The following is a 22,926-nucleotide window of genomic DNA, read 5'->3' on the forward strand; positions in this document are numbered from 1 at the left end:
ACCTCATTGCCCGACCTGAGCGGTTTGTGGCCCAGCGCCCGGGAATACGTTGCGTTTGCAGATTTTCGCTTCGACTTTTTGTGGCGCGGTGCCCGCTTCCGGGCCCTGGACTTCGACCGCCAGCAGGTTTTGCGAGGCCCAGTCTTCGTCCGTGCGCAGCTCAAAGGCGAAACGACCGTCGGTGTCGGAGGTTTCCGGTTTCTCGATCTTGATGTTCTCGTGGCGACCGTTCATGTACCAGAGGGTGGCTTGCAGGGTTTTCACCGAAGGGTCGGCGAAGCGGATGTCGACCTGATGGCTGCTGTTCTGCAGGTTCAGGTTCTTGCTGTTGACCAGCAGTTCTTGTTTGCCGCCCGGCTTGAGCGTGGTGCTCGCGGACATTTGCGCGTCTTTGCCTTCGCAGCCGTTGTCGAGAAGAGACATCATCTGGCGATAGATGGTTTCCTGGTCGAGGCGGTACAGCGGCGAGAATTCCCAGATGAGAATTTTCGGCGGAGTCTTCTGGAATTCGTCGCTGCCGAGGTACTGCAACATCGAACCTTCCAGACCGCCGCCCGGGAAGGCGACGTTGAGAATGTCGGCGCCGATGGCTTCTTCGAGGAAGCCGGCGAAGTTGTAGTTCTTGCCGCTGTGCGACGTACCGACGAGGGTAATTTGCGGATTGCCGGAATCACCGAACAGGTCGCCGTCACCGGCCTCGCCCTTAGGCTCGGTGGTGAACTGATCCATGTACTGGATCGCGTAACTGGTGCCACAGAGTTGCCCGGCCATGTTGTGCAGGGTGCCGGTCTTGCCCATGCGCCCGGAGCGCTTGGTTTCGAATTCGCGCTTGGGCACGTCGGCGAAGGCCGGGATCTGCTTGACCTTCTCGGCGACGATTTTCGCCGTGCGCTGTGCACCGTATGGCGTCCAGTGCTGGTCGCCGCGGAAGTAGAAATCGTGGGCGGGCAGGGTGTCCGGCAGCGATTCGTTGGTCAGCGGCGACAGGTCCGGCACCACGTAACCCATCTTGGCGAAACGGCCGAGCATGGTCTTGTAGTTGCCCAGCGCTTTCTCGTAATCGAACGCGGCTTTTTCCTGCGGGTTGAGCTTGTTGCGGTTCACCAGGCCACGGGTCGGCTGGTAGACGATCACCAGCTCAACGCCTTTGGCTTTGAACGCGTCGTGCAGTTGTTGCAGGCGTTTGTAGCCGGCCGGGGTGGTGTCGAACTCGGTGCGCAAATCTTCCTGAGTCCGGAACAGCCAGTCGCCTTGCGCCTGCACCAGGGTGGTGAAGTTCTGCTGATAACGCGTGGTGTAGTTCTTCGCGTCATGGGCAGCCGGGCACAGGTTGCAGCACGGTTCGGCGCTGAACTTCGGCGGCGTCGCGGTGGCACCTTCATCGGCGCGGGCGCCGTTGCTGGCCGCGAGAATGCCCACGGTCAGGGCCGACAGGCTGAGTAATTTGATCAAGTGTGGGTGCATAAAATTATCCTCAGTCCTGCATTTCGGTCTGGCGTTCGACAGGGTCGATCAGCACGGCTTTCTGCTGGCGTACCAGCAGGTCGAGAATTTCATCCTGGCGCTCGCCGAGGATGCCGTTGAAGCTGATGCCGCTGGATTTGGTCGGCGCCAGCATCGACACGCGATACAGCTCGACACTCAACGGTGAATCGATCGACAGCGGGCCGCTGCCGTTGGCTGCCAGCTCACCGCCAACGACGATCAGCGACACCTGCGCATCGAACGGGTCGAGCTTGATGTCACGGTCGGTGTCGGTGAGGTCCTTGATGTGGCCGTAGACGCCGGTCAAACCGTTGGCCATGGCGACGTTTTCGTAGAGGCGGATGTTCACGCTGTTACGAATGCGAATGCCGTGGCGCTTGTTGCTGATGACCTTGTTGCCCCACAGCAGGTTATCGGCGGACTCGTAGAGGGTGATGCCGTCGGTGTGGTTCTTGTAGATCTCGTTGTAGGCAATGATGTTGTTGACGCTGTTTCGGTCGATCACCAGGCCCGAGAGGTGGTTGTCGAAGCTCTTGTTGTTGAAGATGAAGCTGTCGTTGACCTCACGGGAAATAATGATCCCGTGCTTCTTCTTGGTGCCGTGCACAGTGTTCTCGGCAATGATCAGGCCGTGGGAACGGTCGTGCGGGTCGATGCCGTAAACGATGTTGTCTTTGTAGGTGTTGCCCTTGACCACGAAGTCGCGGGTCTCGTAGCAGTAGAAGCCGTACCACATGTCCGAGAACTCGGAGCCGACGATCCAGCCGGTCGGTTCAGGGCGCTTGAGCACCTTGGCCATGTTCGGCGTGTACTGGGAAATACTCACGCCGTACGACTTACTGTTGGCGTAACCGAAACTGGCCATCTTGCTGTTGACGATGTAGGTCTCGGTGCCGCCCCAGGCGAGCAGGAACGGACGGAATTCCTTCGGCGAACGGAAGGTCGCCGGGCCGTTTTCCTTTTCGCGCCAGCCGGTGACTTTGGTGTCACGCACGAACAACTGACCGTCGTTGACCATGAACGCACCGGCTTCTTGCGACAGGCGCAGTTCCTGGGTCTGGCCATCGATTTCGAGGATGCCTTTACGGCCAACGACGATCGGCAGCTTCGACAAGTACACGCCCGGCGAGGTCTCGCTGAAATACTGCTTGGGCAGTTTCTGCGCAAGATCCTTGAGGTTCATGTAACCGTCGTCGACGAAGATTGCCTGCGGAATGCCGTGCTGACGCACCACCCATTCGGCCATCTTGTTGTCGCCGCCGATGAAGTCCTTCAGCGCGTCTTCCTGCATCATCCGGCGCACGCTGATCTTGCCCGGTTTGCTGCGGACGATTTTCGCCGCAGCGGCTTCGGCGGTGTAGCCGGAAATGTCCGGCAGTTTCGGCGCGGCCAGATTCAGCGCTTCGGTCGGCGCGCTGCTGACGGTGTAGGTCTTGGCTTGTTGTAGTTCTTTGGCCACGGTGGCCGGCTTGGCCGGTTGTGGCGCCGTCGGCTCCACGTTGGCGAAGGCGCCAGCGCTGGCCAGCAGCATCGCGCCGGCCAGCAGGCTGAGTGAGCCTGTCCTGGTGCTGATCATGTCGGGCACTCCCTTGGCGGTTTGCATCAGAAGCGCCAGATCACGTCGATGAACGCGCGGTGCATGTACGAATCAACCTGCTTGCCGTAGGCATCGCCCGGTTTGAACACACCGCCACGGAAACGCACGAGGGCCGAAGGCTCGTCGATCGACTGGCTCAACGCCGCCGGCAACAGGCCTTGCTTGAAGTACTTGGTGACGACCAGGTCCATCTCCTGACCCAGGTCCTTGTTGCCGTCTTCAAGCGGCAGCGAGGTGCTGGAGAGAATGGCGCCGGTGGCGTCGTCGGTGTTGTTTTCCACCGCGTTGATGCCGTTGCTGCCCACCGGCTTGTTGCCGTCGACACGCCAGAACTTGTGGTAGATCAGGCTGGCGTCGTACTCGTCGTTGACCATCCACGAACCGAACAATGTCGCGGTTTGCATGTTGTTCATTTCGCCACGGAACGCTTCGCCGAAACGGTGCACCCGCGAGCGCGTACCGGTGTAGTTGGAGCGGTTGCTTTCCAGACCGTTCTGCTCGTAATCGGCGCTGGCGCGGGCATACGCACCGCCGACTTGCCATTGCGGATCAAGGCGCAGGCGCACACCGATGTCCGTGGCCCAGCCATTGACGTCATCGCTACGCTTGGCTTGTGCCGGGCGCGAACCATCAGCGTTCAGCGCGTTGACCGTGTCACGGTCGCCGCTCATGCCGGTGATGCTGCCCCAGTAGTTGACGGTGTTGGTGTTGCGCCAGTTGTAGGCGTCGCTGTCGGCGGTGAGGCCGAGCCAGCTGATGTCGCCGTTCTGGGTTTTATCCAGCGAGTCGCGTGGTACACCCGGCTCGGCGTAATCGAGTTTGCCGTCATCGTGGGTGTGGTGACCGCGAATGCCGACCCACTGGCCCGGCGTCCACTGGTATGCGGCATCGGCGTAGGCGTGCAGGCGATCCTTGTCTTTCGGCGCCAGCTCTTTCAAGTCGGTGCGGTACTCGCTGAAGCGTTCGGCGACACCAGCGTTGGCACGCAACAGGGTGGTGTCGAAGGTCCAGTTCAGCGCTTCGATGTTGGTGTCGCGCCATTGGCCATCGTCATTGCGCAGGCGCTGGCGACCGAACTTGAGCATCTCGCCCGGATACGGGGTGAGGCCGCTGTAGCCGACCCAGAACTCGCGCATCGCCAGGTAGTTTTTCTTGGTTTTGCGATCGCCGTTGTCGGTGGCTTGTTCACCGTCGGATTGTTGCAGGGTGTCGGTTTCGATGATGTCGGTCGAGGTCACGGCCTGGCCCATGGCGTAGGCGCTCCACGCGCCGCTTTCGCCGTAGATCCACGGACGCAGGTCGAGGCCGACGCCGTTGACGTCGCCGCCGCTGGCGGTACCGAGGTCGCGGTCGTCTTCGGACTGGCCGGTGACTTTCACTTCGAGGCCGAAGTTCTTGGTTTCAGTCATCGCGGCCAGTGTCGGGCAAGACCAGATCAGCGCGAAAGTGAGGCCAATACCGGCCTTCACGAATGGATTCAACTTCATAATTTTTCCTCGCCGTCTTCTTCTTGCAGGGCGTGCAGTTGCAGCGTGTTCGGGTTCAGAGCGCCACGGCTGGCTTGCTCCTGTTGCAGCAGACGTTGGGCTTCGGCCAGACGCTCGGGCGGCAATTGCGCGGCGACAGTGGTCGCCAGCTCATCGGCTTGCGGGGTGTTTTGCGCCTTGGCCAACTGGCTGAACACGTAGGCGTTGAGCGGATCGGGCTTGGTGCCTTTGCCTTGGGAGAACAGTTGCGCGATGGCGAAATCGGCGCTGTTCTGGCCGTTGCGCGCAGCGGTCAGCAAGTGGTCGAGAGCCTTTTGTGGATAGACCTTGCCGAGGTAACCACGGCGATAGATCTGGCCGAGGTAGTAGTCGGCGGCGACTTCACGGCCAACGGCTTTCTGGAAATGTTCTTCGGCGACTTTGGCGTCGGCCGGGACCATTTTCCCCTCGTAGTAGAGCTTGCCCAGCAACAGCTCGGCGCGCGGCTGGTCGGCGGCGCGGCCGTTGTCGAGGTACTTCATCATCTGGTCGACGTCGCCCAGTTCGGGGTAGTCGTAGAGCAATTGCGCGAGGGTCACCCACGACGCCGGGTAACCTGGCGCGATCGGCTCAAGCAGCGACTGCGCGGTTTTTTCGTCGGGCTTGCCCAGGGTCGAATCGGCCAATACACGGGCCACCGAATCGACGCGCTGAGCGGTGACGGTGCCACGGCTGTAACCGGCCTGCATCTGCTTGATCAGCTCGGCTTGTTGCTCAGGCTGAGCGCGTTTCTGATAAACGGTGGCCAGTTCGACGTAGCAAATGTCGGTGGTGTTGAGCGCGGCCTTGCAGATTTTTTCCACGTCATCCAGGTGCTGGTCGTAGGTGCCTTGGGTGCGATAGAGCAGCACTTGGGCCAGACCCGCTTCCGGATAACCGGATTTGCGCCATTGATCGATCTGCTGCTGTGCGTTGATGTTCGGGAAGCTGTGCGGGTATTGCAGATAGAGCATCGCCAGCGGGATCAACGTGTTGCCTTCGCCATTGGCGGCGGCTTTTTTCAGCAGGCTTTCGGCTTCGTGGTGCTCGGCTTCGGTGGAACCCGGTTTGGCCACCAGCAAGCGACCGAGACGCGCCTGAGCACGCGGCGAAACACTGGCGGCGGCACGGTAAGTCGCTTCGGCCTGTTTCATTTGCTCAGGGTCACGGCTGTCGACCTGGATATCGGCGAGGCCGACTTGTGCCTCGCTGTAACCCAGATCAGCCAGTTGCTGATAGTTCTGCGCAGCAGTGGCGGTGTCGCCACGCTTGAGCGCTTCGTTGGCCAGACGCTGATCGGGCAGGCCGGCGCAACCGGCCAGGCTCACCGCCAATGCCAAGGCGCACACTGAACCCATGTGGGAGCGAGCTTGCTCGCGAAAGCGGTGTGTCAGTCGGCACTGAGGCTGAATGTCAGAATGCATTCGCGAGCAAGCTCGCTCCCACAGGGTTTGTGGTGTGCTTGAGATGGGTGGAGTAGTCACAGGCATGTCCTCGACTTAAAGACCGGCAGCCATGGCTTTGTCGATCAGCCAGTTCAGGTTCGGGCCACGGTCGCTGTTCACTTCCACCGGGCGGCCGGCGAGGCTGCTGTCGAGCGGCTCGTCAGGCTGGATCTGTACGCGGATGTCGGAGGACAGGTCGGCGCTTTTCAGGCTGGTGCTGCTGACGATCTTGCCGGTGCGGGTCTTGTCTTCGCCGGCGATCTGGAAGCTCACTGACGTACCCGGACGCACGTCGCCGAACTGGCGATAGGAGAAGCGCGCATCAACGTTGGCCTGGGTGTTGCGCGGTACCAACTGGAAGATCACATCGCCCTTGCTGGCGTACTGACCGTCAGCCACCAGTTGCTGGGCCACGGTGCAATTGCACGGCGAAGTCAGCGTGCCGGTCATTTGCTTGCCGAACAGTTCTTCAACCTTGGCCGGGGCCAGTTGGTCTTCGTCCAGATGGCCCTTGAGCACGTCGAGCATGCTGGTGCTGAAGGTCGCCAGCGGCGCGCCTTTGGCGGCGACGCCATCGGACTTGACCAGGCTCTGCACGGTGCCGTCGCGCGGCATGGTGATGTTCATCCCCGGCACGCTGACGAGGCCAGCCTGCGCGTGGCTGACGAAGTACATGCCGTACACCGATTTGAAAATGAAACCCGCTGCAACCAGACCGACCGCGAAGATACCGGCGCTGAAGGTCACCGCTTTCAAGCGACCGAACGGGGTCATGCCGGAGCCACCGTCCTTGACCTTGCGCGCCTTGGTGAAGTTGTCGCGCTGCAAGGTCGCCAGCACTTCGCCGATGCTGACGATGTCGCCAGCCAGGTGCGAAGTGATCAGGTGGCGCAGGGTGGAAATGTCCTGCTGCTCGAGGTTCTGGAACTGGCAACCGACGCGGCCGGTCTGGCGGTCGTAGGAACGCACTTGCAGTTCAACGTCCATCGCCAGGCCAAGGTTGTCGATGACAAATTGCAGGCGCGCCTTGTACACCTCGCCGATGGTCAGCGGCAGTTGCCCGGCGTTGAACGCCAGACCACCGGCGGACAGGTCGAGCACCCGCGCTTCGACCGGCGTCCGGTCAGGACCGAAGAAGCGCAGTTTGGCCGGGATTTTCACGCGGGCGTGTTGGCGCTGGGCTTCGGATTCATGCACTACGTTGGCGTTGACGGCGGTATTCATAGGGGCGATTTCCTTGTTAATTCAATAGGGGCGGGTCAGACCATCATCAGCAGCACGGCGACGAAAATGCTGCCGGCGGAGAAGGTCATGGTCCGAGACGACCAGGTGTTGAACCAACGTTGAAAGCTGGCGAGATCACGGGTCAGGGATGTGGGTTGGCGCGTCCAGGATTGTTGGTCGAGGCGGAAGAACACGTAGATCTTCACCATCGCGCCGACGATCTGGTTGTAATAAAGAATCGCTGGGTAAGCCGGGCCGATGCGGTGACCGGAGCACGACAACAGCAAGGTCAGGATCAGGCGGGTGATGCCGATCCACAGCAGGTACACGAGAATGAACGCGGTGCCGTATTTGAAGCTGGCGATGATCGCCACGGTCAGGCCGAGCAAGGACGTCCACATCGATACGCGTTGGTCGAACAGCACCACCGAGGTGAAGGCACCGAGGCGTTTCACACCCAGGCCCAGCGCTCGCGAGTTCTGGCGCAGGTTGTTGCCGTACCAGCGGAACATCAGTTTGCGGCTGGCCTTGATGAAGCTCTTTTCCGGCGGGTGTTCAACGGTGTTGATCGCCGCGTCAGGCACGTAGAAAGTGTCGTAGCCGAGGCGCATCAGGCTGAACCAGCTCGACTTGTCGTCGCCGGTCAAAAACTTGAAACGGCCCAGACGCCAGTGTTGCAGCGAGTCGCTTTCAACGTCGGCGATGAATTCCGGGTTGGTCACCACGGTGGCGCGGAACACCGACATGCGCCCGGTCATGGTCAGCACGCGTTTGGACAGGGCCATCGAGCACATGTTGATGTGGCGCTGGGCGAAACGCAGCTTGTGCCATTCGCTCATGATGTAGCCGCCGCGCACTTCGCAGAACTCGTTGGTGGTCAGGCCGCCGACGTTGCCGAACAACTGAAACCACGGCACGGTCTTGCGCACAGTGCCTTCGCCGAGCACGGTGTCGCCATCGATCACGGCGACGACTGCGCGGTCGTCCGGCAGATGACGGGAGATCGCGCGGAAACCATAGGCCAGGCCATCACGTTTGCCGGTGCCGGGAATCCGTACGAAGTCGAGCTTCACACGCTCTGGCGGATTCATCCGCGCCCACAGCGCCTTGACCAGCAGTTCGTCGGACATTTCCACGATCGAGCAGACCACGGTGGTCGGCAGTTCGCAGTCGATGGCTTCACGGATCACCGAGCTGTAGACCTGCGCTGTGGTCAGCGCGTCGATACGGAAACTGGTGACCATCAGGAACACATGCGACGGGTCCGCCGCTTTACCCAGCTTGCGCACTTTGCGGCGCAGGTGCGGGTAAACGATGTAGAGGAAAATCATGCCGCGCACAAAGTGCGTTGCACCCATCGAGTAGCGCCAGATACCCACGGCGCCAATCAGGAAAATGAAGTCCTTCGACTCGGAGTCGAATGTGGACGTGGGCAGCATCAAGGCCAGGCCCATCAGCAGACTGAGATAAAAAAGCCAGCCGGCTGATTGCAGAAAAAAATGTTTGAGCTTGGTCATCAACGTCATCCGAAGGTGAGAAGGCTTCAAGCCGCAAGCTTCGAGCTGCAAGCGAAACGCTTTGGCTGGCAGCTCGAGGCTTGTCGCTTAGGGCTGCTTTACCAGCAGATACCTTCGGTGCGAGTACCGGCGTCGGTGGGTTTGGCCATGAAGCCGACCAGGTCGATGACTTGTTTGCCGTGTGGTGCTTGCTGAGCCAGCGAACGGAATTTCTCGTCGCGGTTGCCAAGGATGATCACGTCGGAGTTGTCGATCACCGAGTCGAAGTCCGCGTTGAGCAGGGACGACACGTGGGGGATTTTCGACTCGATGTAGTCCTTGTTCGCACCGTGAACACGGGCGTACTCGACGTTGCTGTCGTAGATGCTCAGGTCGTAACCCTTGCCGATCAGCATCTCGGCCAGTTCCACCAGCGGGCTTTCGCGCAGGTCGTCGGTGCCGGCCTTGAAGCTCAGACCGAGCAGGGCGACTTTGCGTTTGTCGTGGCTTTCCACGATGTCGAAAGCGTTCTGCACTTGCGATTCGTTACTGCGCATCAGCGAGTTGAGCAGCGGCGCTTCGACGTCCAGGGAGCCTGCGCGGTAGGTCAGGGCGCGCACGTCCTTTGGCAGGCACGAACCGCCGAAGGCGAAGCCCGGGCGCATGTAGTACTGGGACAGGTTGAGGGTCTTGTCCTGGCAAACCACTTCCATCACTTCACGGCCATCGACGCCGACCGCTTTGGCGATGTTGCCGATCTCGTTGGCGAAGGTCACTTTGGTTGCGTGCCAGACGTTGCAGGTGTACTTGATCATCTCGGCAACGGCGATGTCCTTGCGGATGATCGGGGCGTCGAGTTCTTCGTACAGCGATTGCAGAACGTCGCCGGAAGCTTTGTCGAACTCGCCGATGACGGTCATCGGTGGCAGGTCGTAGTCGGCGATGGCGGTGGATTCACGCAGGAACTCAGGGTTGACCGCGACACCGAAGTCGACACCGGCCTTCTTGCCCGAGCAGTCTTCGAGAATCGGGATCACCACGTTGGCGACGGTGCCTGGCAACACGGTGCTGCGCACGACGATGGTGTGGCGGGTGGATTTTTCACGCAAAACAAAACCGATCTCGCGGCACACCGCTTCGATGTAGTTCAGTTCGAGGTCGCCGTTCTTTTTGCTCGGCGTGCCGACGCAGATCATCGACAGGTCGGTGTCGCGAATCGCCTCGGCGAAGTTGGTCGTGCCGCGCAAACGACCGGTCTGGATACCCTGTTGCAGAAGTTCGCCCAGGCCCGGTTCAACAATCGGCGATTTGCCGGCGTTGATCATGTCGATCTTGTCTTTGGCAACATCGACGCCAACCACGTCATGGCCCCGTGCAGACAGGCAACCGGCACATACTGCGCCAACGTAACCCAAACCAAATATGCTGATGCGCATCGCAATTACCTCTGTATATATCAGGCCTTAGAGGGCCGGAGTTAATGGTGTTCAGCGGTCACTAGTGCACTCGAAAGTGCGGCTTACAGGCGCCACAATGCCGTGTGCAGGCATACTAAGTTTCGAGTGTCTAAATAAGTGCACTCAAGATGTGCGCAACTAGGCCTTGTAGTTATGACTTGCCCTGTTATGCAGCGAATCTTCTCTCGGGAAGACTCTTGTGCAGTGGTCTTGCGCGCTTGATGTCAGGCGGGAAGCCCGTGAATCAAGCGGTTGGGTGCTCAGGCGAGCACGTTTATAAGGGCGCGGCCATGGCCTTTGTAGGGGATATTAATGGTGCGTATCTCCTGTCCATCGGTTGTTTTGAGACTAGTTAGTCATCTAGGCAAGTTGCTGTGACAACTTGGTTACATGGCTATCTGCTCTGCGTAAGTTATCTCGTACAAACTCGGCGAGAATCGTTACCGGTGGTATGAGCTATGCATTCGAACGAAGTTCCTGCCCGCTCATCGTGAAAACTGAAATTTCTTGAAATATTGTCAGAGATGGCACTAGTCTCAATTTGATAGCACTTTCGTTTTCGACCTTTAATAACAGGCGGAAAATCACGTTAGATAGTTTTGTGCCACTACGGTGAAAAAAATCAGGTGCCACTACTGAAAAAAATGATCAGTGTCGAGTGAAACTAATCTTAGAAAAGACAGGATGGTTTTTCTGGCGCCAGTAAAATGGCGAAATGTGGCGAGGGTTTTTTGACATCGTGCGAGCTGCACGACTCTTTATAGAAAGAGTCGTGCATTGGGCATGCTTTATTCGGGGGCGTGGTCGCGCAAAAACACCAGATTGTCCGGTTTCGATTGCTCAGCGCTGTAGCGATAACCCTGCACATCGAACTGCTTGAGCAGGGCCGGATCGTTGATTTTTTCCTGGATCACGAAACGGCTCATTAGACCACGGGCCTTCTTCGCGTAGAAACTGATGATCTTGTACTGACCGTTCTTCTGATCCTTGAACTCGGTATTGATGATCCGCGCGTTCAGGGCTGTGCGTTTGACTGCCGAAAAGTACTCGTTGGACGCCAGATTGAGCAACACGTCATCGCCTTGATCGGCCAGCGCTTCGTTCAGCCATTCGCTGATACGCGTGCCCCAGAAGGCATAAAGGTCTTTGCCACGGGCGTTGGCCAGTTTGGTGCCCATTTCCAGGCGATACGGCTGCATCAGGTCGAGCGGGCGCAGCAAGCCATACAGGCCGGAGAGCATGCGCAGGTGTTTCTGCGCGTAGTCGAAATTGGCTTCGCTGAAGGATTGCGCGTCGAGACCGGTATACACGTCACCCTTGAACGCGAGCAGCGCCTGCTTGGCGTTTTCCGGAGTGAACGCTGGCGTCCAGCTGCCGAAACGCGCGGCGTTGAGGCCGCCGATCTTGTCGGACACGTGCATCAACTCGCTGATCTGCGCCGGCGTCAGGTCGCGCAGTTGCTGGATCAGCTCCTGCGAGTGGTCGAGGTATTGCGGCTGGGTGAAGCGCTGGGTCGCCGGCGGTGTTTCGTAATCGAGGGTCTTGGCGGGGGAAATCACCATCAGCATGAAGTCGTCTCCTTTAATCGTGGGGGCGATTCTAGGGGGTTGTCGGTGTTGACTCCAGCTATCAAGCCCATAGGTGATCGACGGCTCACCTCAAACCCCTGTGGGAGCGAGCCTGCTCGCGAAAGCGGATTCAGACTCACTATAAATATCGACTGATACACCGCATTCGCGAGCAGGCTCGCTCCCACAGGGGATATGTGTTGCTGCGGGAAATGGGGCAGGATCAGCTATAGTGCCGCGCGGGTTTTGTTATGGAGACACCCCTTTGCGCATTGTTCTTTTATTCACCGCGTGGCTGTTGAGCTTTGGTGCCGTGGCGGCGCCCGGCGATGTGGCGACGCTGGATCGCAGCACCTGGCCGGAGCAGCTCAGCAACCCGACCTTGTTTGACGTGGCCTCACGCGCGGAAATCCTCATGTTCGCCCGTGTTCTGCTGGGCTCCGAGTCGATGGACGAAGCCGCCCTGGCCCAGCGTCTGGGCTTGCGCACGGTCAATATCGACGCGATCAATGGCCTGCGCCAGCGCCTCTGGCAGCGCCTGTTGGCCAACTACAACTATGCCCAGCAGAGCTGCGATCAGGATGCGTCGTTCTGCTTCCTCGTCGAAGACCTGCCGACATTGCGTGAGCAAGCCGCCAAGTTTGTGGTCAGCGACGACAGTTATTACACCAAGTGGGCCGAGCCGAGCCGGATCTTCCATGTGCAGTATCTCGACGAACTGATGCGCAAGGCTGCGCTGTCGCCGCAGACCAGCAACGAATTCGATCGTTTCGGTGACTACGAGCGCAACGGCGACGAGATGCACGACCGGCTGTTTCTGCTGACCTTCGACAGCGCCGCGAACCTGCAACCGGACAACACCGGCTGGCTCACCGAATACCTGCGCAAGGCGAATCTGAGCGGCACGTTCTTTGTGTTGGGCAAGGATATTCAGGCGCGGCTGGCCGATCGTTCGGTCAGTAGCCTGCAAGCCGGGTTCTCGAAACAGTGCGTGGGCGTGCAGGGCTGGGAGTTCCGCTCGCACAGCCACTGGCAGGATTGGCAGGATTCGGTGCGGCGCAGTGCCGATCTGGTGAAGAACAAGTTGCCGGAAAATTACGCGCCGCTGTTCCGCCCACCGGAAGGGCAGCGTCGCAGCGATGCACAAGGTTTCTTCAACACTCAGGGCCTGCAAGTTGCGCTGTGGGACATCGATGCCCAGGACGGCGCCGGCAAACTCAAAGGCAACCCGAGTGCGCAGCGGGTGTTGACGCTGATGCTGCTGTGGCGGCACGGGGTGATCAATTTCAACATGAAACAGGATGCGGTGAAGACCTCGTTACCGTGGCTGATCACGCAAACCGCGCAGAGCGGCATCGGTTGGGAAGACTGTCAGGACGCGTTTCGCTGAGAAACGCAAAAAGCCCGGAAACATTGGGCTTGGGGTGAATTTTTCAAGGAATTTGCTGCAGGTGGACTTCCGACTCTAACGGTGTCGCGGGAGTCCGCCAAGGGCTATTCGTCACTTTGCAAAATAAACTTAAAAAAACCGTCAAAGTGCTTTTTTATGTCATGGGTTTTGGAGTATTACGAAGACAGACCGCCGAAACCTGCAACACAGGTGGCGTCTTCCAAGACCCGTTTGTTTTGCAGTCACTTGAATCTCCGCAGGTGAGATTTCGGCAGTCACTTCGAGGCGCAGCACCGCCAAGGTATTGCGTCTACTGGCTCTGACATAGGTGACCGAGTATGGATGATCACGGACGTAGCCCTTCCTCCAACCAGCCAATCCTGTATGTACTCGATACCAACGTATTGATTCACGATCCAAACGCCCTGCTGAATTTCGAAGAACACCACGTCGCGATCCCGATGACCGTGCTTGAAGAGCTGGACAAGCTCAAGAGCGGGCATCACAGCGTGGCCGCTGAATGCCGTCAGGCCATCCGGCTGATCGACAAGACCCTGGGCGATGCGTCCCCGGAAGACGTCGAACTGGGTGTGCCGATCCAGCGCGGCAAGGGCGGGCCGAAGGGCTTGCTGTCAATTCTGATGAGCAAGCAGGCTGAATCGAACCTGATTCTGCCCGAGCATCTGAACGACAACAAAATCATCAACCAACTGATCGACCTGCACACCCGCGACCCGAAAAAATCGGTGGTGCTGGTCACCAAAGACATCAACATGCGCCTCAAGGCGCGCGCCTGCGGGATCGATGCCGAGGATTACAGCACCGACCAACTGGTCGACGACGTGTCCCTGTTGCCCAACGGCTACCACAATATGACCGGCTCCTTCTGGGACCGCGTGAGCAAGGTCGAAACCCGTCAGGATCACGGCCGCACCTGGCACCAGGTGCAACTGATCGACAACCTGCCGGCGGTGCACATCAACGAATTCATCATTGATGAACAGGGCTTCGTCGGCTGGATCAAGGAGATTGAAGAAGACCGCCTGCTGATTCTCGACCTGCATCAGGAGCCGCTGCTGCATCAAGAAGCCTGGGGGCTCAAGCCGCGCGATATCTATCAGAGTCTGGCGCTGTATGCGCTGCTGGATCCGGACATTCATCTGGTCAACCTGTCGGGTGCGGCCGGTTCCGGCAAAACCATTCTGGCGCTGGCTGCGGCGATCGAGCAGACCATGGTCAGCAAACGTTATCGGCGCATCATCGCCACCCGCAGTGTGCAGGGGCTGGACCAGGAGATCGGTTTCCTGCCCGGCACCGAAGCGGAAAAAATGGAGCCTTGGCTGGGCGCCATCACCGACAACCTCGAAGCCTTGCACATGGATGATGAAAACACCCATGGCAGCGTCGATTACATCCTCAGCAAAGTGCCGTTGCAGTTCAAATCGCTCAACTACATTCGCGGTCGCAGCTTCCAGCAGAGCCTGATCCTGATCGACGAATGCCAGAACCTCACGCCGCACCAGATGAAAACCATCATCACCCGTGCCGGCGCCGGTTCCAAAGTGGTGTGCCTGGGCAACCTCGCACAGATCGACACCCCTTACCTGTCCGCGACCAGTTCCGGGCTGACCTACTTGACCGAACGCTTCAAGGATTTCCCTAACGGTGTGCACATCACCCTGCAAGGGGTGCCTCGCTCGATCCTGGCTGAATACGCCGAAACGCATTTGTAACCCTTCACCCAAAACCGGGCGGCCCTTAAAGCCGCCCGGTTTTTTATGGATAAATGCATATCCCCTGTGGGAGCGAGCCTGCTCGCGAATGCGGTGTATCAGTCGACATCTATAGTGAATCTGAATCCGCTTTCGCGAGCAGGCTCGCTCCCACAGGGGCAACGGTGATTTCATAATCAGTGATGCGAAAATTTGACTCTCAGGTTTACAATCCACGCTCCTGATCAGGAGTAATCCCGTGCTGACTCATCTCGATTCCCAAGGTCGCGCCAACATGGTCGACGTCACCGAAAAAGCCGTGACGTTCCGTGAAGCGACGGCCCAGGCGCTGGTGCGCATGCTCCCCGAAACGCTGCAGATGATCGTCAGCGGCGGCCATCCCAAAGGCGATGTGTTCGCCGTGGCGCGCATTGCCGGCATTCAAGCGGCGAAGAAAACCAGCGATCTGATTCCCCTGTGCCACCCGTTGATGCTGACCGGCGTCAAAGTCGAACTCAGTGCCGAAGGCGAAGACGCCGTGCGCATCGTTGCCCGTTGCAAGTTGTCCGGGCAGACCGGCGTCGAGATGGAAGCGCTGACCGCTGCCAGCGTTGCCGCCCTGACCATTTACGACATGTGCAAAGCCGTCGATCGTGGCATGACCATCGAAAGCGTGCGCCTGCTGGAGAAAGTCGGCGGCAAGAGCGGGCACTTTCAGGCGGAGCAGCCATGAACCTGACCGTGAAATTTTTTGCCCGTTACCGTGAAGCGCTGGGCGTCGATTCGGTGAAAGTTGAAGGCGATTTCGCTACCGTCGATGACGTGCGGGCGTTGTTGGCACAACGCGATGGCGCCGAGGTGCTGAGCGAGCAGAACCTGATGTGTGCGCGCAACGAAGACCTCTGTCAGCTCGACGAGCCGGTGGTCGATGGCGACGAAGTGGCGTTTTTCCCTACCGTAACCGGAGGCTGAGCCATGGCGATTCGTGTGCAGGCCACGCCGTTCGATCCGGGCGCTGAAGTCAACGCGATGCACGCGGCCAATGTTGGCGTCGGCGCGGTGGTGAGTTTTGTCGGCTACGTGCGCGATTTCAATGATGGGCTGGATGTGGCCGGGATGTTTCTTGAACACTATCCAGGCATGACTGAAAAAGCCCTCGGCAAGATCGCCGTGGACGCTGAACAGCGCTGGCCGCTGTTGAAACTGGAAGTGCTGCACCGCATCGGCGCGCTCGAGCCGGGTGAACCGATCGTGTTTGTCGGCGCCGCCAGCGCCCATCGCCAGGCTGCCTTCGATGCCTGCGCCTTCGTCATGGACTACCTGAAAACCCGCGCACCGTTCTGGAAGAAAGAAAACACCAGCGACGGACCGCGTTGGGTTGAGGGGCGGGACAGTGATCATGCGGCGGCGGATCGCTGGAAAAAGTAATTCCTCTAGCGCCCTTCAGTAAGCCTTCGCGAGCAAGCTCGCTCCCACATTGGATCTGTGTCGTTCACAAATCCAATGTGGGAGCGAGCTTGCTCGCGAAGAGGCCATCTGCAACACCCAAAACCTCGCAGACACTCTCTTCTCCCTGATTGACGACTTGTACCTATAAGTCCAATATGGATTTACAAGTACAAAAAAGCTTCAATCTTGCCGCTCGTAGCTCCCCGCTCGCAGCTGCTCTTCTTCGTCTTGCCAAACCAACAACAACCCGCGAGAGAACGAACATGAAGAAACTCCCCCTCATCACCGGTCTGGCCCTCAGCCTGTTGTCCTGCGCCAGTGTGTTCGCCGCCGAGCAAACCCTGCGCATTGGTATCGAAGCCGCTTACCCGCCCTTCGCCTCGAAAACTGACAAAGGTGAAATCGTCGGTTTCGACTACGACATCGGCAACGCCCTGTGCGCGCAGATGAAGGTCAAGTGCGTGTGGGTCGAAGGTGAGTTCGACGGGCTGATTCCTTCGCTGAAAGTGAAGAAGATCGACATGGCGCTGTCATCGATGACCATCAACGAAGACCGCAAGAAGTCGGTGGATTTCACCCACAAGTACTACTTCACTTCGTCGCGCCTGGTGATGAAGGAAGGCGCCAGCGTTGACGATCAATACGCCAGCCTCAAGGGCAAGAACGTTGGCGTGCAGCGCGCGACCACGACTGATCGTTATGCCACCGAGGTGTTCGAACCCAAGGGCATTAACGTCAAGCGCTACAGCAACAACGAAGAGATCTACATGGACCTGGCGGCAGGGCGGCTGGATGCGATTTTTGCCGACACCATTCCGTTGAATGACTTTTTATCGATGCCACGCGGCCAGGGTTATGCGTTTGTCGGGCCTGAGTTGAAGGATCCGAAGTACGTCGGCGAGGGCGCGGGGATTGCGGTGCGCAAGGGCAACGCGGAACTGGTCAGCCAGTTGAATGGCGCGATTGATGGTATTCGCGCGAGTGGCGAGTACCAGAAGATTTCCCAGAAGTATTTCAAGTCCGACATTTACGGCGACTGATCTACCGCTTTCGCGAGCAGGCTCGCTCCCACACTGGATCTGTGCCGTTCACAAATCCTTTGTGGGAGCGAGCCTGCTCGCGAAGAGGTCATTCCAGGCAATACAACTCCTGAATCTTCAGCCTTTCATTTCCTTCAAATGCTTGTACACCGTCGCCCGCCCCATGTTCAGCACATTGGCCACATAGTTCGAGGCACTCTTGCCCTTGAACGCGCCCTCGGCGTGCAGCGCCAACACCAGCTCACGTTTGTGATCGCGGGTCAGCACATTCAGGCTCAGTTGCCGCTCGCGCAGCCAGGCGTGGAGGAAGGTGTTGATGCGTTCCTGCCAGTCATCACGAAACAGTGAATCCGGTTGCGGGATCAGTTTGCTCGGCGACAGGAACAGGTCCAGCGCTGCCTTGGCATTCTCGAACAGCGAAATATTCAGATTGATGCACAGTACCGCCAGCGGCAGGCCTTCGCCGTCGCGCAGGACGCTGCTCAGGCTGCGGATCTTCTGGCCGTCCCAATTGAGCTTTTCGTACGGGCCGATATTGCGGTCGCTAACATCCTCGCTGAGCATGTCCTCTAGCGAGGAGTCGTCGCCGATTTCGCGCTTGGACAGGTTGTTGGCGATGTAGTCGACCTTCTGTGTGCGCAGGTCGTGCAGCACCACTTCGGCGTGCGGAAAGAACAGCGTGGCGATGGCATCGGCGATAGCACGGAAGTTATCCAGGGCCGGGTCGAATTCAGGGGCGGTCATGACAGTGGAGCTCCAGGCAGCGTCAACGCCTCCGTGATCAGGAGGCGCTGCGAGTGTGCCGCAATCCGTTGGGCGCGTCATCCGCAGGGACGATCAGGCGAGGCGGGCAGGGGAGAGCATGGCGCTGCTCAAGCCAAACTGCAGCAAGTGCTCGGGCAACGGTTGACCACGCACCAATGCCGCGCTGGCCTGGCCCATTGCCGGTGAAGTCTGAATGCCATAACCACCCTGCGCCGCCACCCAGAACAGCCCTGGCACTTGTTGATCGAAGCCGCTGAGCAAATCACCGTCGGCGACAAAACTGCGCAGACCTGCCCAGGTGCGGGTCGGGCGGCGGATGGTCAGTGTGGTGGCTTCTTCGATCTGGTAGATGCCCATGGCGATGTCGAGTTCTTCCGGTTGCACGTCGTGGGGTTCGACCGGGTCAGCGTTGGCGGGTGAGCCGAGAAACATGCCAGCGTCAGGCTTCATATAGAAGGACTCGTCGAGGCTGACCAGCATCGGCCAGTGGTGAATGTCGACGCCTTCGGGGCCGGCGAAAATGAACGCGGCGCGGCGTTTCGGTTGCAGGCCCAGCGGCCTGGCGCCGGCCAGTGCACCGATCTTGTCGGCCCAGGCGCCCGCGGCGTTGATGATCACCGGCGCGCTGAAGGTCTGGCCGTTGGTTTGAACCTGCCATAGGCCGTCGGCATCGCGGCTGAGGCCGAGCACTTCGCAATCGGTATGCACTTCACCGTTATTGCGGCGGATACCGCGCAGGTAGCCTTGATGCAAGGCATCGGTGTCGATGTCGCTGGCGCTCGGGTCGTAGATCGCGCCGTGGACTTTTTCCCGGCGCAGGATCGGCAGCCGCGCGCAGGCTTCGTCGGCGCTAAGCAGTTGCATCTCAGGGACCGTGGCTTTGGCGCTGAGGTATTGGTTATTGAGTTCGGCGGCGTCACCGCTGAAGTCCACGGTCATTTCGCCGCGCGGGGTCAGCAATGGGTGTTCGCAGAAGCCGCTGGGCGGATTGTCGAAGAACGCCCGGCTGGCCTGGGTCAGTGCGCGCACTTGCGGCGTGCCGTAGGCTGCGGTGAATAGCGCGGCGGAGCGCCCGGTGGAGTGATAGGCCGGGTGCGATTCGCGTTCGAGCACGATGACTTTGCCGTGCGGCGACAGCCAGAAACCGGTAGAGGCGCCGGCAATCCCGCCGCCGATAATGATGAAATCTGCCTGGCTCATGAAAGTCTCCGGTGGGTATGCAATATCAAGGCGTTCGCTATCCCCCTGTGGGAGCGAGCCTGCTCGCGAAAGCGGTGTATCAGTCAACAATAATGCTGAATGTAAGACCGCTATCGCGAGCAGGCTCGCTCCCACAGGGGATTTTTGGCGTTAGTGGGTTAAGTGATAAATCGCATTGGCGAGGGCAATGTCTTCCAGGCCAAGGCCGATTGAACGGAAAAACACGTGACGGTCGTAACCCGGGCGCGACACTTTCTCGCTGAGCAGATCCGCCAGGTCGCCAACAATCGAATCCTGGCTCCAGCCATGCTGGTCACTGGCAATCAACATTTCACCCGCCGACCCCGGCGTGGTCAGTCGATAGTCGCAGAACACCTGCATGTCGTTGAGGCTTTGCGGTGGCACTTCGTGGGCGCGTGGGGCGTTGGTGCTGATCGAGGTGATCAGCGCCGGTTTACTCAGCTCAGCAGGATCAATCACCGGACCCGCCGAAGAGGTGCAGAGCATGATCACGTCAGCCTCGGCGAGGGCGGCTTCACGGCTGTCAGTGATGTTCAGATTGGGCGTGATGGCCTTCAACAGGGCCTGGGTTTGAGCGTCGGCGCACAGGCTCGGCGAATACAGGCTGATGCTGTGCCAGTCACGCAGCGATTTCACGTAGTGCAGATGCGCTTGGGCGACCTTGCCGCTGCCGATGATTGCCAGTCGTCGGGCATTCAACGGCGCGAGCGCATCGATGGCGACGGCGGTGGTCGCGGCGGTGCGCGCGGTGGTCAGTTCAGCGGCATCGCAGAGCAGCAATGGCTGGCCGGTTTTCATCGACATCAACAACGTCCACGCCGTCACCAGCGCACCTTGCTCGCGAACGATGTACGGCGAGGTCTTCACGCCGTACACGCCATCCTCGGCCAACACGCCCAGATAGTTGATGAAGTCCCCGGCACCCTGGGGAAATTCCACCAGTTGCTGCGCCGGCTGCACAGCATGGCCGGCCGCAAGATCCCGGAACAGCTTGCGCAGGATCTGCGGCACGTCAATGCGTGCCAGCAGTTCACGGGCCTGGGCTTGGTCAATCACATAGGGCGTATTGGACATGTCAGGCTCCGAAGATAAAAACTAAACTTATTTGTCCATTATGGACTTTTAGTTTTGTCGGGCAAGTGCCTGGTGAAAATCCGCGCAAAAAAAAGCGCAGTCCGTTGCCGGCTGCGCTTTTCACTTAAACGTCGCTTACTGCGGACGTTTGCGCTCTACCGCACGCAACAGATGCGTCGGCGGCGTTTCACAGCTGATCTTGCGACCGAGCTTCTCTTCGATGGACGGCAACTGGTAGGAGTCGTCTTCCCCGGCGAAGCTGATCGACACGCCATCGGCGCCGGCACGACCGGTACGGCCAATGCGGTGCACGTAGTCGTCCGGGACTTCCGGCAGGGTGAAGTTGATCACGTGGCTGATGCCGTCGATGTGGATGCCGCGACCGGCAACATCCGTGGCCACCAGCACGCGAATCTTGCCTTCGCGGAAACCTTCCAGGGTCTTGATGCGCTTGTGTTGCGGCACATCGCCGGACAGTTGCGCCGCGTTGATGCCGTCGCGCACCAGACGTTCTTCGATGCGGCGCACTTCGTCCTTGCGGTTGGCAAAGACGATGACGCGTTCCCAGCCATTATCGTTGACCAGGTTGTAGAGCAGTTTGTATTTGTCGGCACCGGCCACCGCATAGATGTGCTGCTCAACGTTTTCGTTGGCCACGTTCTGCGATTCGATCTCGACGATCGACGGGTCGGTGGTCCACTGCTTGGCGAGGTTCATCACGTCTTCGGTGAAGGTCGCGGAGAACAGCAGGGTCTGGCGCTCGGATTTCGGCGGAGTCTGGCGAATGATCTGCCGCACTTGCGGGATGAAGCCCATGTCGAGCATGCGGTCGGCTTCGTCCAGCACCATCACTTCGACCATGTCCAGGTGCACGTCGCCGCGCTGGTTGAAGTCGAGCAGGCGGCCCGGGGTGGCGACCAGAATGTCGCAGTGGCGCGCTTCGAGGTGCTTGAGTTGCTTGTCGAAATCCATGCCGCCGACGAACGTCATGACGTTGAGGCCGGTGTACTTGGTCAGGTCAGCGGCGTCCTTGGCGATCTGCACCACCAGCTCGCGGGTCGGCGCGATGATCAGCGCACGGGGTTCGCCCATGTAGCGTTCTTTCGGCGGCGGCGTTTGCAGCAGTTGGGTGATGATCGAGATCAGGAACGCGGCGGTTTTGCCGGTACCGGTTTGCGCGCGGCCGATGGCGTCTTTGCCGGCGAGGGTGAAACCCAGCACCTGCGCCTGGATCGGCGTGCAATAAGGGAAGCCCAGGTCCTGAATGGCGTGCATCAGTTCTGGCGACAGTTTGAAATCGTGGAAGCGGGTTTTGCCTTCCTGTGGCTCGACGACGAAGTCTTCGAGTTTCCACGCAATGACCGGTGCCTTGGGCTTCGGTTCGCGGCGTGGTCTGGCCGGTTTCGGCGCTTCGCTCTGCGCAGGCTCGGCGGCGATTGGCTCGGCCGGTGCAGGTTCTGGCTGCTGTTTCGGTGCCGCTACGGGAGCGGGGCGGTCGGCCTGTGGGGCATCGGTGCGATGACCGGGGGCGTGCGACGGCGCACTGGGAACTGGCGCGAGCTGCTCAGCCTCGCTTTTACCGAACATCTTCTTGAGTGCTTTGAGCACGGTCATCTCATCAATTGATTAAGGAATGTACGCCGGCCAGTGTAATGCAAGAAACGGGCGCGGCGTAGTAGGAGGGATCAAAGGGCGTTTTTAAACTCGATGTTTAGCGCAGGCGTTCGGTCAACCAGACGCCGATGTCGCGAATTTCTTCGGGTAACACTTCGTGCTCCATTGGGTATTCCTGCCATGTCACGGTGACACCATGCTGCTTTAAATACTCGTAGGCGCTGCGGCCCATCGAGTTCTGCACCACGTTGTCGTGCTGACCGTGCAGCGATAGCACCGGAATCCGTTGCTGGCTGGCAGACAACTCCAGTTCATCACTGAACGTTGGCGCATACGTCGACAGCGCCAGTACGCCACCCAGCGCACCCTGCCACTTCAGAAAAGCGGTGTGATAAACCACCGCGCCACCCTGGGAAAAACCGGCGAGGAAAATCCGCGAGGCGTCTATTCCGCTGGCGCGCTCGTTTTCGATCAATTCGATGATGCGCTCGGCCGATGCTTCCAGCTCATCCCGATCGATCGCCCGCGCCGGGCTCATGGCTTTAATGTCGTACCAGCTCGGCATGGCATATCCGCCATTTATCGTCACTGGGCGTGTCGGTGCCTGCGGCAATACAAAACGCGTGCTCAGCAGGCTTTCCTGCAATGCCTCGGCCACCGGCAGGAAGTCGTAGCGGTCGGCGCCGAGGCCGTGCAGCCAGATCACGCAGGCGTCTGCGGGCTTAACAGGCTGAAGAATCAGGGGCTCGGTCATGTCTGCTCCAAAAATGTGCGGGCGCTCTCATTAAGTGCGTGATTGGAGTGCGCGCCAGGTTGATCCGTTAAGAAGATGTCGCAAGGTTACAAGTTTTGCTATTGACCTGTCGCCGAATCGATTCGGTGAG

General features: G+C 59.4%; 19 protein-coding genes. 6 read left to right on the forward strand and 13 right to left on the reverse strand.

Translation table 11 applies throughout. The annotated features are described in order from the left end of the window. Positions 1 to 3: 3 nt before the first annotated feature. The 8 genes from A8O26_RS13045 to yaaA form a co-directional block, all read right to left on the reverse strand. Entirely contained in the window at positions 4 to 1,464 is a 1,461-nt protein-coding gene (locus A8O26_RS13045; protein ID WP_064118396.1) for an alginate O-acetyltransferase, read from the reverse strand. A 10-nt stretch (positions 1,465 to 1,474) separates the two neighbouring features. Next, complete coding sequence (gene algG, locus A8O26_RS13050; protein ID WP_064118433.1) at positions 1,475 to 3,061, reverse strand: mannuronan 5-epimerase AlgG; 1,587 nt, start codon at positions 3,059 to 3,061, stop codon at positions 1,475 to 1,477. Positions 3,062 to 3,087: 26 nt separating this feature from the next. Then, a complete protein-coding gene (locus tag A8O26_RS13055; RefSeq protein ID WP_064118397.1) occupies positions 3,088 to 4,569 on the reverse strand; it encodes an alginate export family protein in 1,482 nt (493 codons plus the stop codon). Then, positions 4,566 to 6,077 (reverse strand): alginate biosynthesis TPR repeat lipoprotein AlgK, encoded by a 1,512-nt coding sequence (algK, locus tag A8O26_RS13060; protein WP_437339882.1) that lies wholly within the window; start codon positions 6,075 to 6,077, stop codon positions 4,566 to 4,568. Before algK ends, A8O26_RS13055 begins: the two co-directional genes overlap by 4 nt. A 9-nt stretch (positions 6,078 to 6,086) precedes the next feature. Next, positions 6,087 to 7,256: an alginate biosynthesis protein Alg44 gene (locus tag A8O26_RS13065; RefSeq protein WP_064118399.1), complete on the reverse strand. Its 1,170-nt coding sequence runs from the start codon at positions 7,254 to 7,256 to the stop codon at positions 6,087 to 6,089. 35 nt (positions 7,257 to 7,291) lie between these two features. Beyond that, a complete protein-coding gene (gene alg8 / locus A8O26_RS13070; RefSeq protein WP_172828158.1) occupies positions 7,292 to 8,773 on the reverse strand; it encodes a mannuronan synthase in 1,482 nt (493 codons plus the stop codon). A 98-nt stretch (positions 8,774 to 8,871) separates the two neighbouring features. Continuing rightward, the gene (locus A8O26_RS13075; RefSeq protein ID WP_064118401.1) at positions 8,872 to 10,188 is read right to left on the reverse strand and encodes a nucleotide sugar dehydrogenase; all 1,317 of its coding nucleotides are present in this window, start codon (positions 10,186 to 10,188) and stop codon (positions 8,872 to 8,874) included. An 809-nt stretch (positions 10,189 to 10,997) separates the two neighbouring features. Then, positions 10,998 to 11,777, reverse strand: coding sequence for a peroxide stress protein YaaA (gene yaaA, locus A8O26_RS13080; protein ID WP_064118402.1), 780 nt, complete (start codon positions 11,775 to 11,777; stop codon positions 10,998 to 11,000). A 265-nt stretch (positions 11,778 to 12,042) separates the two neighbouring features. Between yaaA and A8O26_RS13085 the strand changes: the two genes are divergently transcribed. The 6 genes from A8O26_RS13085 to A8O26_RS13110 all read left to right on the forward strand — a co-directional run bounded on the left by A8O26_RS13085 (position 12,043) and on the right by A8O26_RS13110 (position 17,368). Continuing rightward, positions 12,043 to 13,167 (forward strand): polysaccharide deacetylase family protein, encoded by a 1,125-nt coding sequence (locus A8O26_RS13085; RefSeq protein WP_064118403.1) that lies wholly within the window; start codon positions 12,043 to 12,045, stop codon positions 13,165 to 13,167. A gap of 338 nt (positions 13,168 to 13,505) precedes the next feature. After that, positions 13,506 to 14,900 carry a PhoH family protein gene (locus A8O26_RS13090; protein ID WP_064118404.1) on the forward strand — a complete coding sequence of 465 codons (1,395 nt, stop codon included), beginning with the start codon at positions 13,506 to 13,508 and terminating at the stop codon, positions 14,898 to 14,900. A gap of 238 nt (positions 14,901 to 15,138) precedes the next feature. Then, complete coding sequence (gene moaC / locus A8O26_RS13095; protein WP_064118405.1) at positions 15,139 to 15,612, forward strand: cyclic pyranopterin monophosphate synthase MoaC; 474 nt, start codon at positions 15,139 to 15,141, stop codon at positions 15,610 to 15,612. After that, the gene (locus A8O26_RS13100; protein WP_016985014.1) at positions 15,609 to 15,851 is read left to right on the forward strand and encodes a MoaD/ThiS family protein; all 243 of its coding nucleotides are present in this window, start codon (positions 15,609 to 15,611) and stop codon (positions 15,849 to 15,851) included. The genes moaC and A8O26_RS13100 overlap by 4 nt, the downstream gene beginning before the upstream one ends. A 3-nt stretch (positions 15,852 to 15,854) precedes the next feature. Continuing rightward, on the forward strand, positions 15,855 to 16,307 hold the full coding sequence (moaE, locus tag A8O26_RS13105) for a molybdopterin synthase catalytic subunit MoaE (RefSeq protein ID WP_064118406.1): 453 nt from the start codon (positions 15,855 to 15,857) through the stop codon (positions 16,305 to 16,307). A 284-nt stretch (positions 16,308 to 16,591) separates the two neighbouring features. After that, positions 16,592 to 17,368 (forward strand): ABC transporter substrate-binding protein, encoded by a 777-nt coding sequence (locus A8O26_RS13110; RefSeq protein ID WP_064118407.1) that lies wholly within the window; start codon positions 16,592 to 16,594, stop codon positions 17,366 to 17,368. Between the two features lie 117 nt (positions 17,369 to 17,485). Here the strand turns inward: A8O26_RS13110 and A8O26_RS13115 are convergent, their stop codons facing one another. From A8O26_RS13115 to A8O26_RS13135, 5 genes are all read right to left on the reverse strand, one after another. Continuing rightward, positions 17,486 to 18,112, reverse strand: a complete 627-nt coding sequence (locus A8O26_RS13115; protein ID WP_064118408.1) for a helix-turn-helix transcriptional regulator — start codon at positions 18,110 to 18,112, stop codon at positions 17,486 to 17,488. Between the two features lie 93 nt (positions 18,113 to 18,205). Further along, positions 18,206 to 19,333 carry an NAD(P)/FAD-dependent oxidoreductase gene (locus A8O26_RS13120; protein WP_064118409.1) on the reverse strand — a complete coding sequence of 376 codons (1,128 nt, stop codon included), beginning with the start codon at positions 19,331 to 19,333 and terminating at the stop codon, positions 18,206 to 18,208. A 150-nt stretch (positions 19,334 to 19,483) separates the two neighbouring features. Continuing rightward, complete coding sequence (locus A8O26_RS13125; RefSeq protein ID WP_064118410.1) at positions 19,484 to 20,428, reverse strand: ornithine cyclodeaminase family protein; 945 nt, start codon at positions 20,426 to 20,428, stop codon at positions 19,484 to 19,486. A gap of 135 nt (positions 20,429 to 20,563) precedes the next feature. Next, positions 20,564 to 22,042 (reverse strand): ATP-dependent RNA helicase RhlB, encoded by a 1,479-nt coding sequence (gene rhlB / locus A8O26_RS13130; RefSeq protein WP_064118411.1) that lies wholly within the window; start codon positions 22,040 to 22,042, stop codon positions 20,564 to 20,566. Positions 22,043 to 22,139: 97 nt separating this feature from the next. Next, a complete protein-coding gene (locus tag A8O26_RS13135) occupies positions 22,140 to 22,796 on the reverse strand; it encodes an alpha/beta hydrolase (protein ID WP_064118412.1) in 657 nt (218 codons plus the stop codon). Positions 22,797 to 22,926: the final 130 nt, after the last annotated feature.

This window comes from Pseudomonas fluorescens (assembly GCF_001648775.1).
GTDB lineage: Bacteria > Pseudomonadota > Gammaproteobacteria > Pseudomonadales > Pseudomonadaceae > Aquipseudomonas > Aquipseudomonas fluorescens_M.

Coding starts and splice junctions, on each gene's coding strand:
- A8O26_RS13045 (WP_064118396.1), bottom strand. CDS start 1,464: ATGCACCCACACTTGATCAAATTACTCAGCCTGTCGGCCCTGACCGTG.
- moaE (WP_064118406.1), top strand. CDS start 15,855: ATGGCGATTCGTGTGCAGGCCACGCCGTTCGATCCGGGCGCTGAAGTC.
- rhlB (WP_064118411.1), bottom strand. CDS start 22,042: ATGACCGTGCTCAAAGCACTCAAGAAGATGTTCGGTAAAAGCGAGGCT.
- algK (WP_437339882.1), bottom strand. CDS start 6,077: ATGCCTGTGACTACTCCACCCATCTCAAGCACACCACAAACCCTGTGG.
- A8O26_RS13120 (WP_064118409.1), bottom strand. CDS start 19,333: ATGAGCCAGGCAGATTTCATCATTATCGGCGGCGGGATTGCCGGCGCC.
- A8O26_RS13135 (WP_064118412.1), bottom strand. CDS start 22,796: ATGACCGAGCCCCTGATTCTTCAGCCTGTTAAGCCCGCAGACGCCTGC.
- A8O26_RS13065 (WP_064118399.1), bottom strand. CDS start 7,256: ATGAATACCGCCGTCAACGCCAACGTAGTGCATGAATCCGAAGCCCAG.
- A8O26_RS13075 (WP_064118401.1), bottom strand. CDS start 10,188: ATGCGCATCAGCATATTTGGTTTGGGTTACGTTGGCGCAGTATGTGCC.
- A8O26_RS13115 (WP_064118408.1), bottom strand. CDS start 18,112: ATGACCGCCCCTGAATTCGACCCGGCCCTGGATAACTTCCGTGCTATC.
- alg8 (WP_172828158.1), bottom strand. CDS start 8,773: ATGACCAAGCTCAAACATTTTTTTCTGCAATCAGCCGGCTGGCTTTTT.
- A8O26_RS13055 (WP_064118397.1), bottom strand. CDS start 4,569: ATGAAGTTGAATCCATTCGTGAAGGCCGGTATTGGCCTCACTTTCGCG.
- A8O26_RS13125 (WP_064118410.1), bottom strand. CDS start 20,428: ATGTCCAATACGCCCTATGTGATTGACCAAGCCCAGGCCCGTGAACTG.
- algG (WP_064118433.1), bottom strand. CDS start 3,061: ATGATCAGCACCAGGACAGGCTCACTCAGCCTGCTGGCCGGCGCGATG.
- A8O26_RS13100 (WP_016985014.1), top strand. CDS start 15,609: ATGAACCTGACCGTGAAATTTTTTGCCCGTTACCGTGAAGCGCTGGGC.
- yaaA (WP_064118402.1), bottom strand. CDS start 11,777: ATGCTGATGGTGATTTCCCCCGCCAAGACCCTCGATTACGAAACACCG.
- A8O26_RS13110 (WP_064118407.1), top strand. CDS start 16,592: ATGAAGAAACTCCCCCTCATCACCGGTCTGGCCCTCAGCCTGTTGTCC.
- A8O26_RS13090 (WP_064118404.1), top strand. CDS start 13,506: ATGGATGATCACGGACGTAGCCCTTCCTCCAACCAGCCAATCCTGTAT.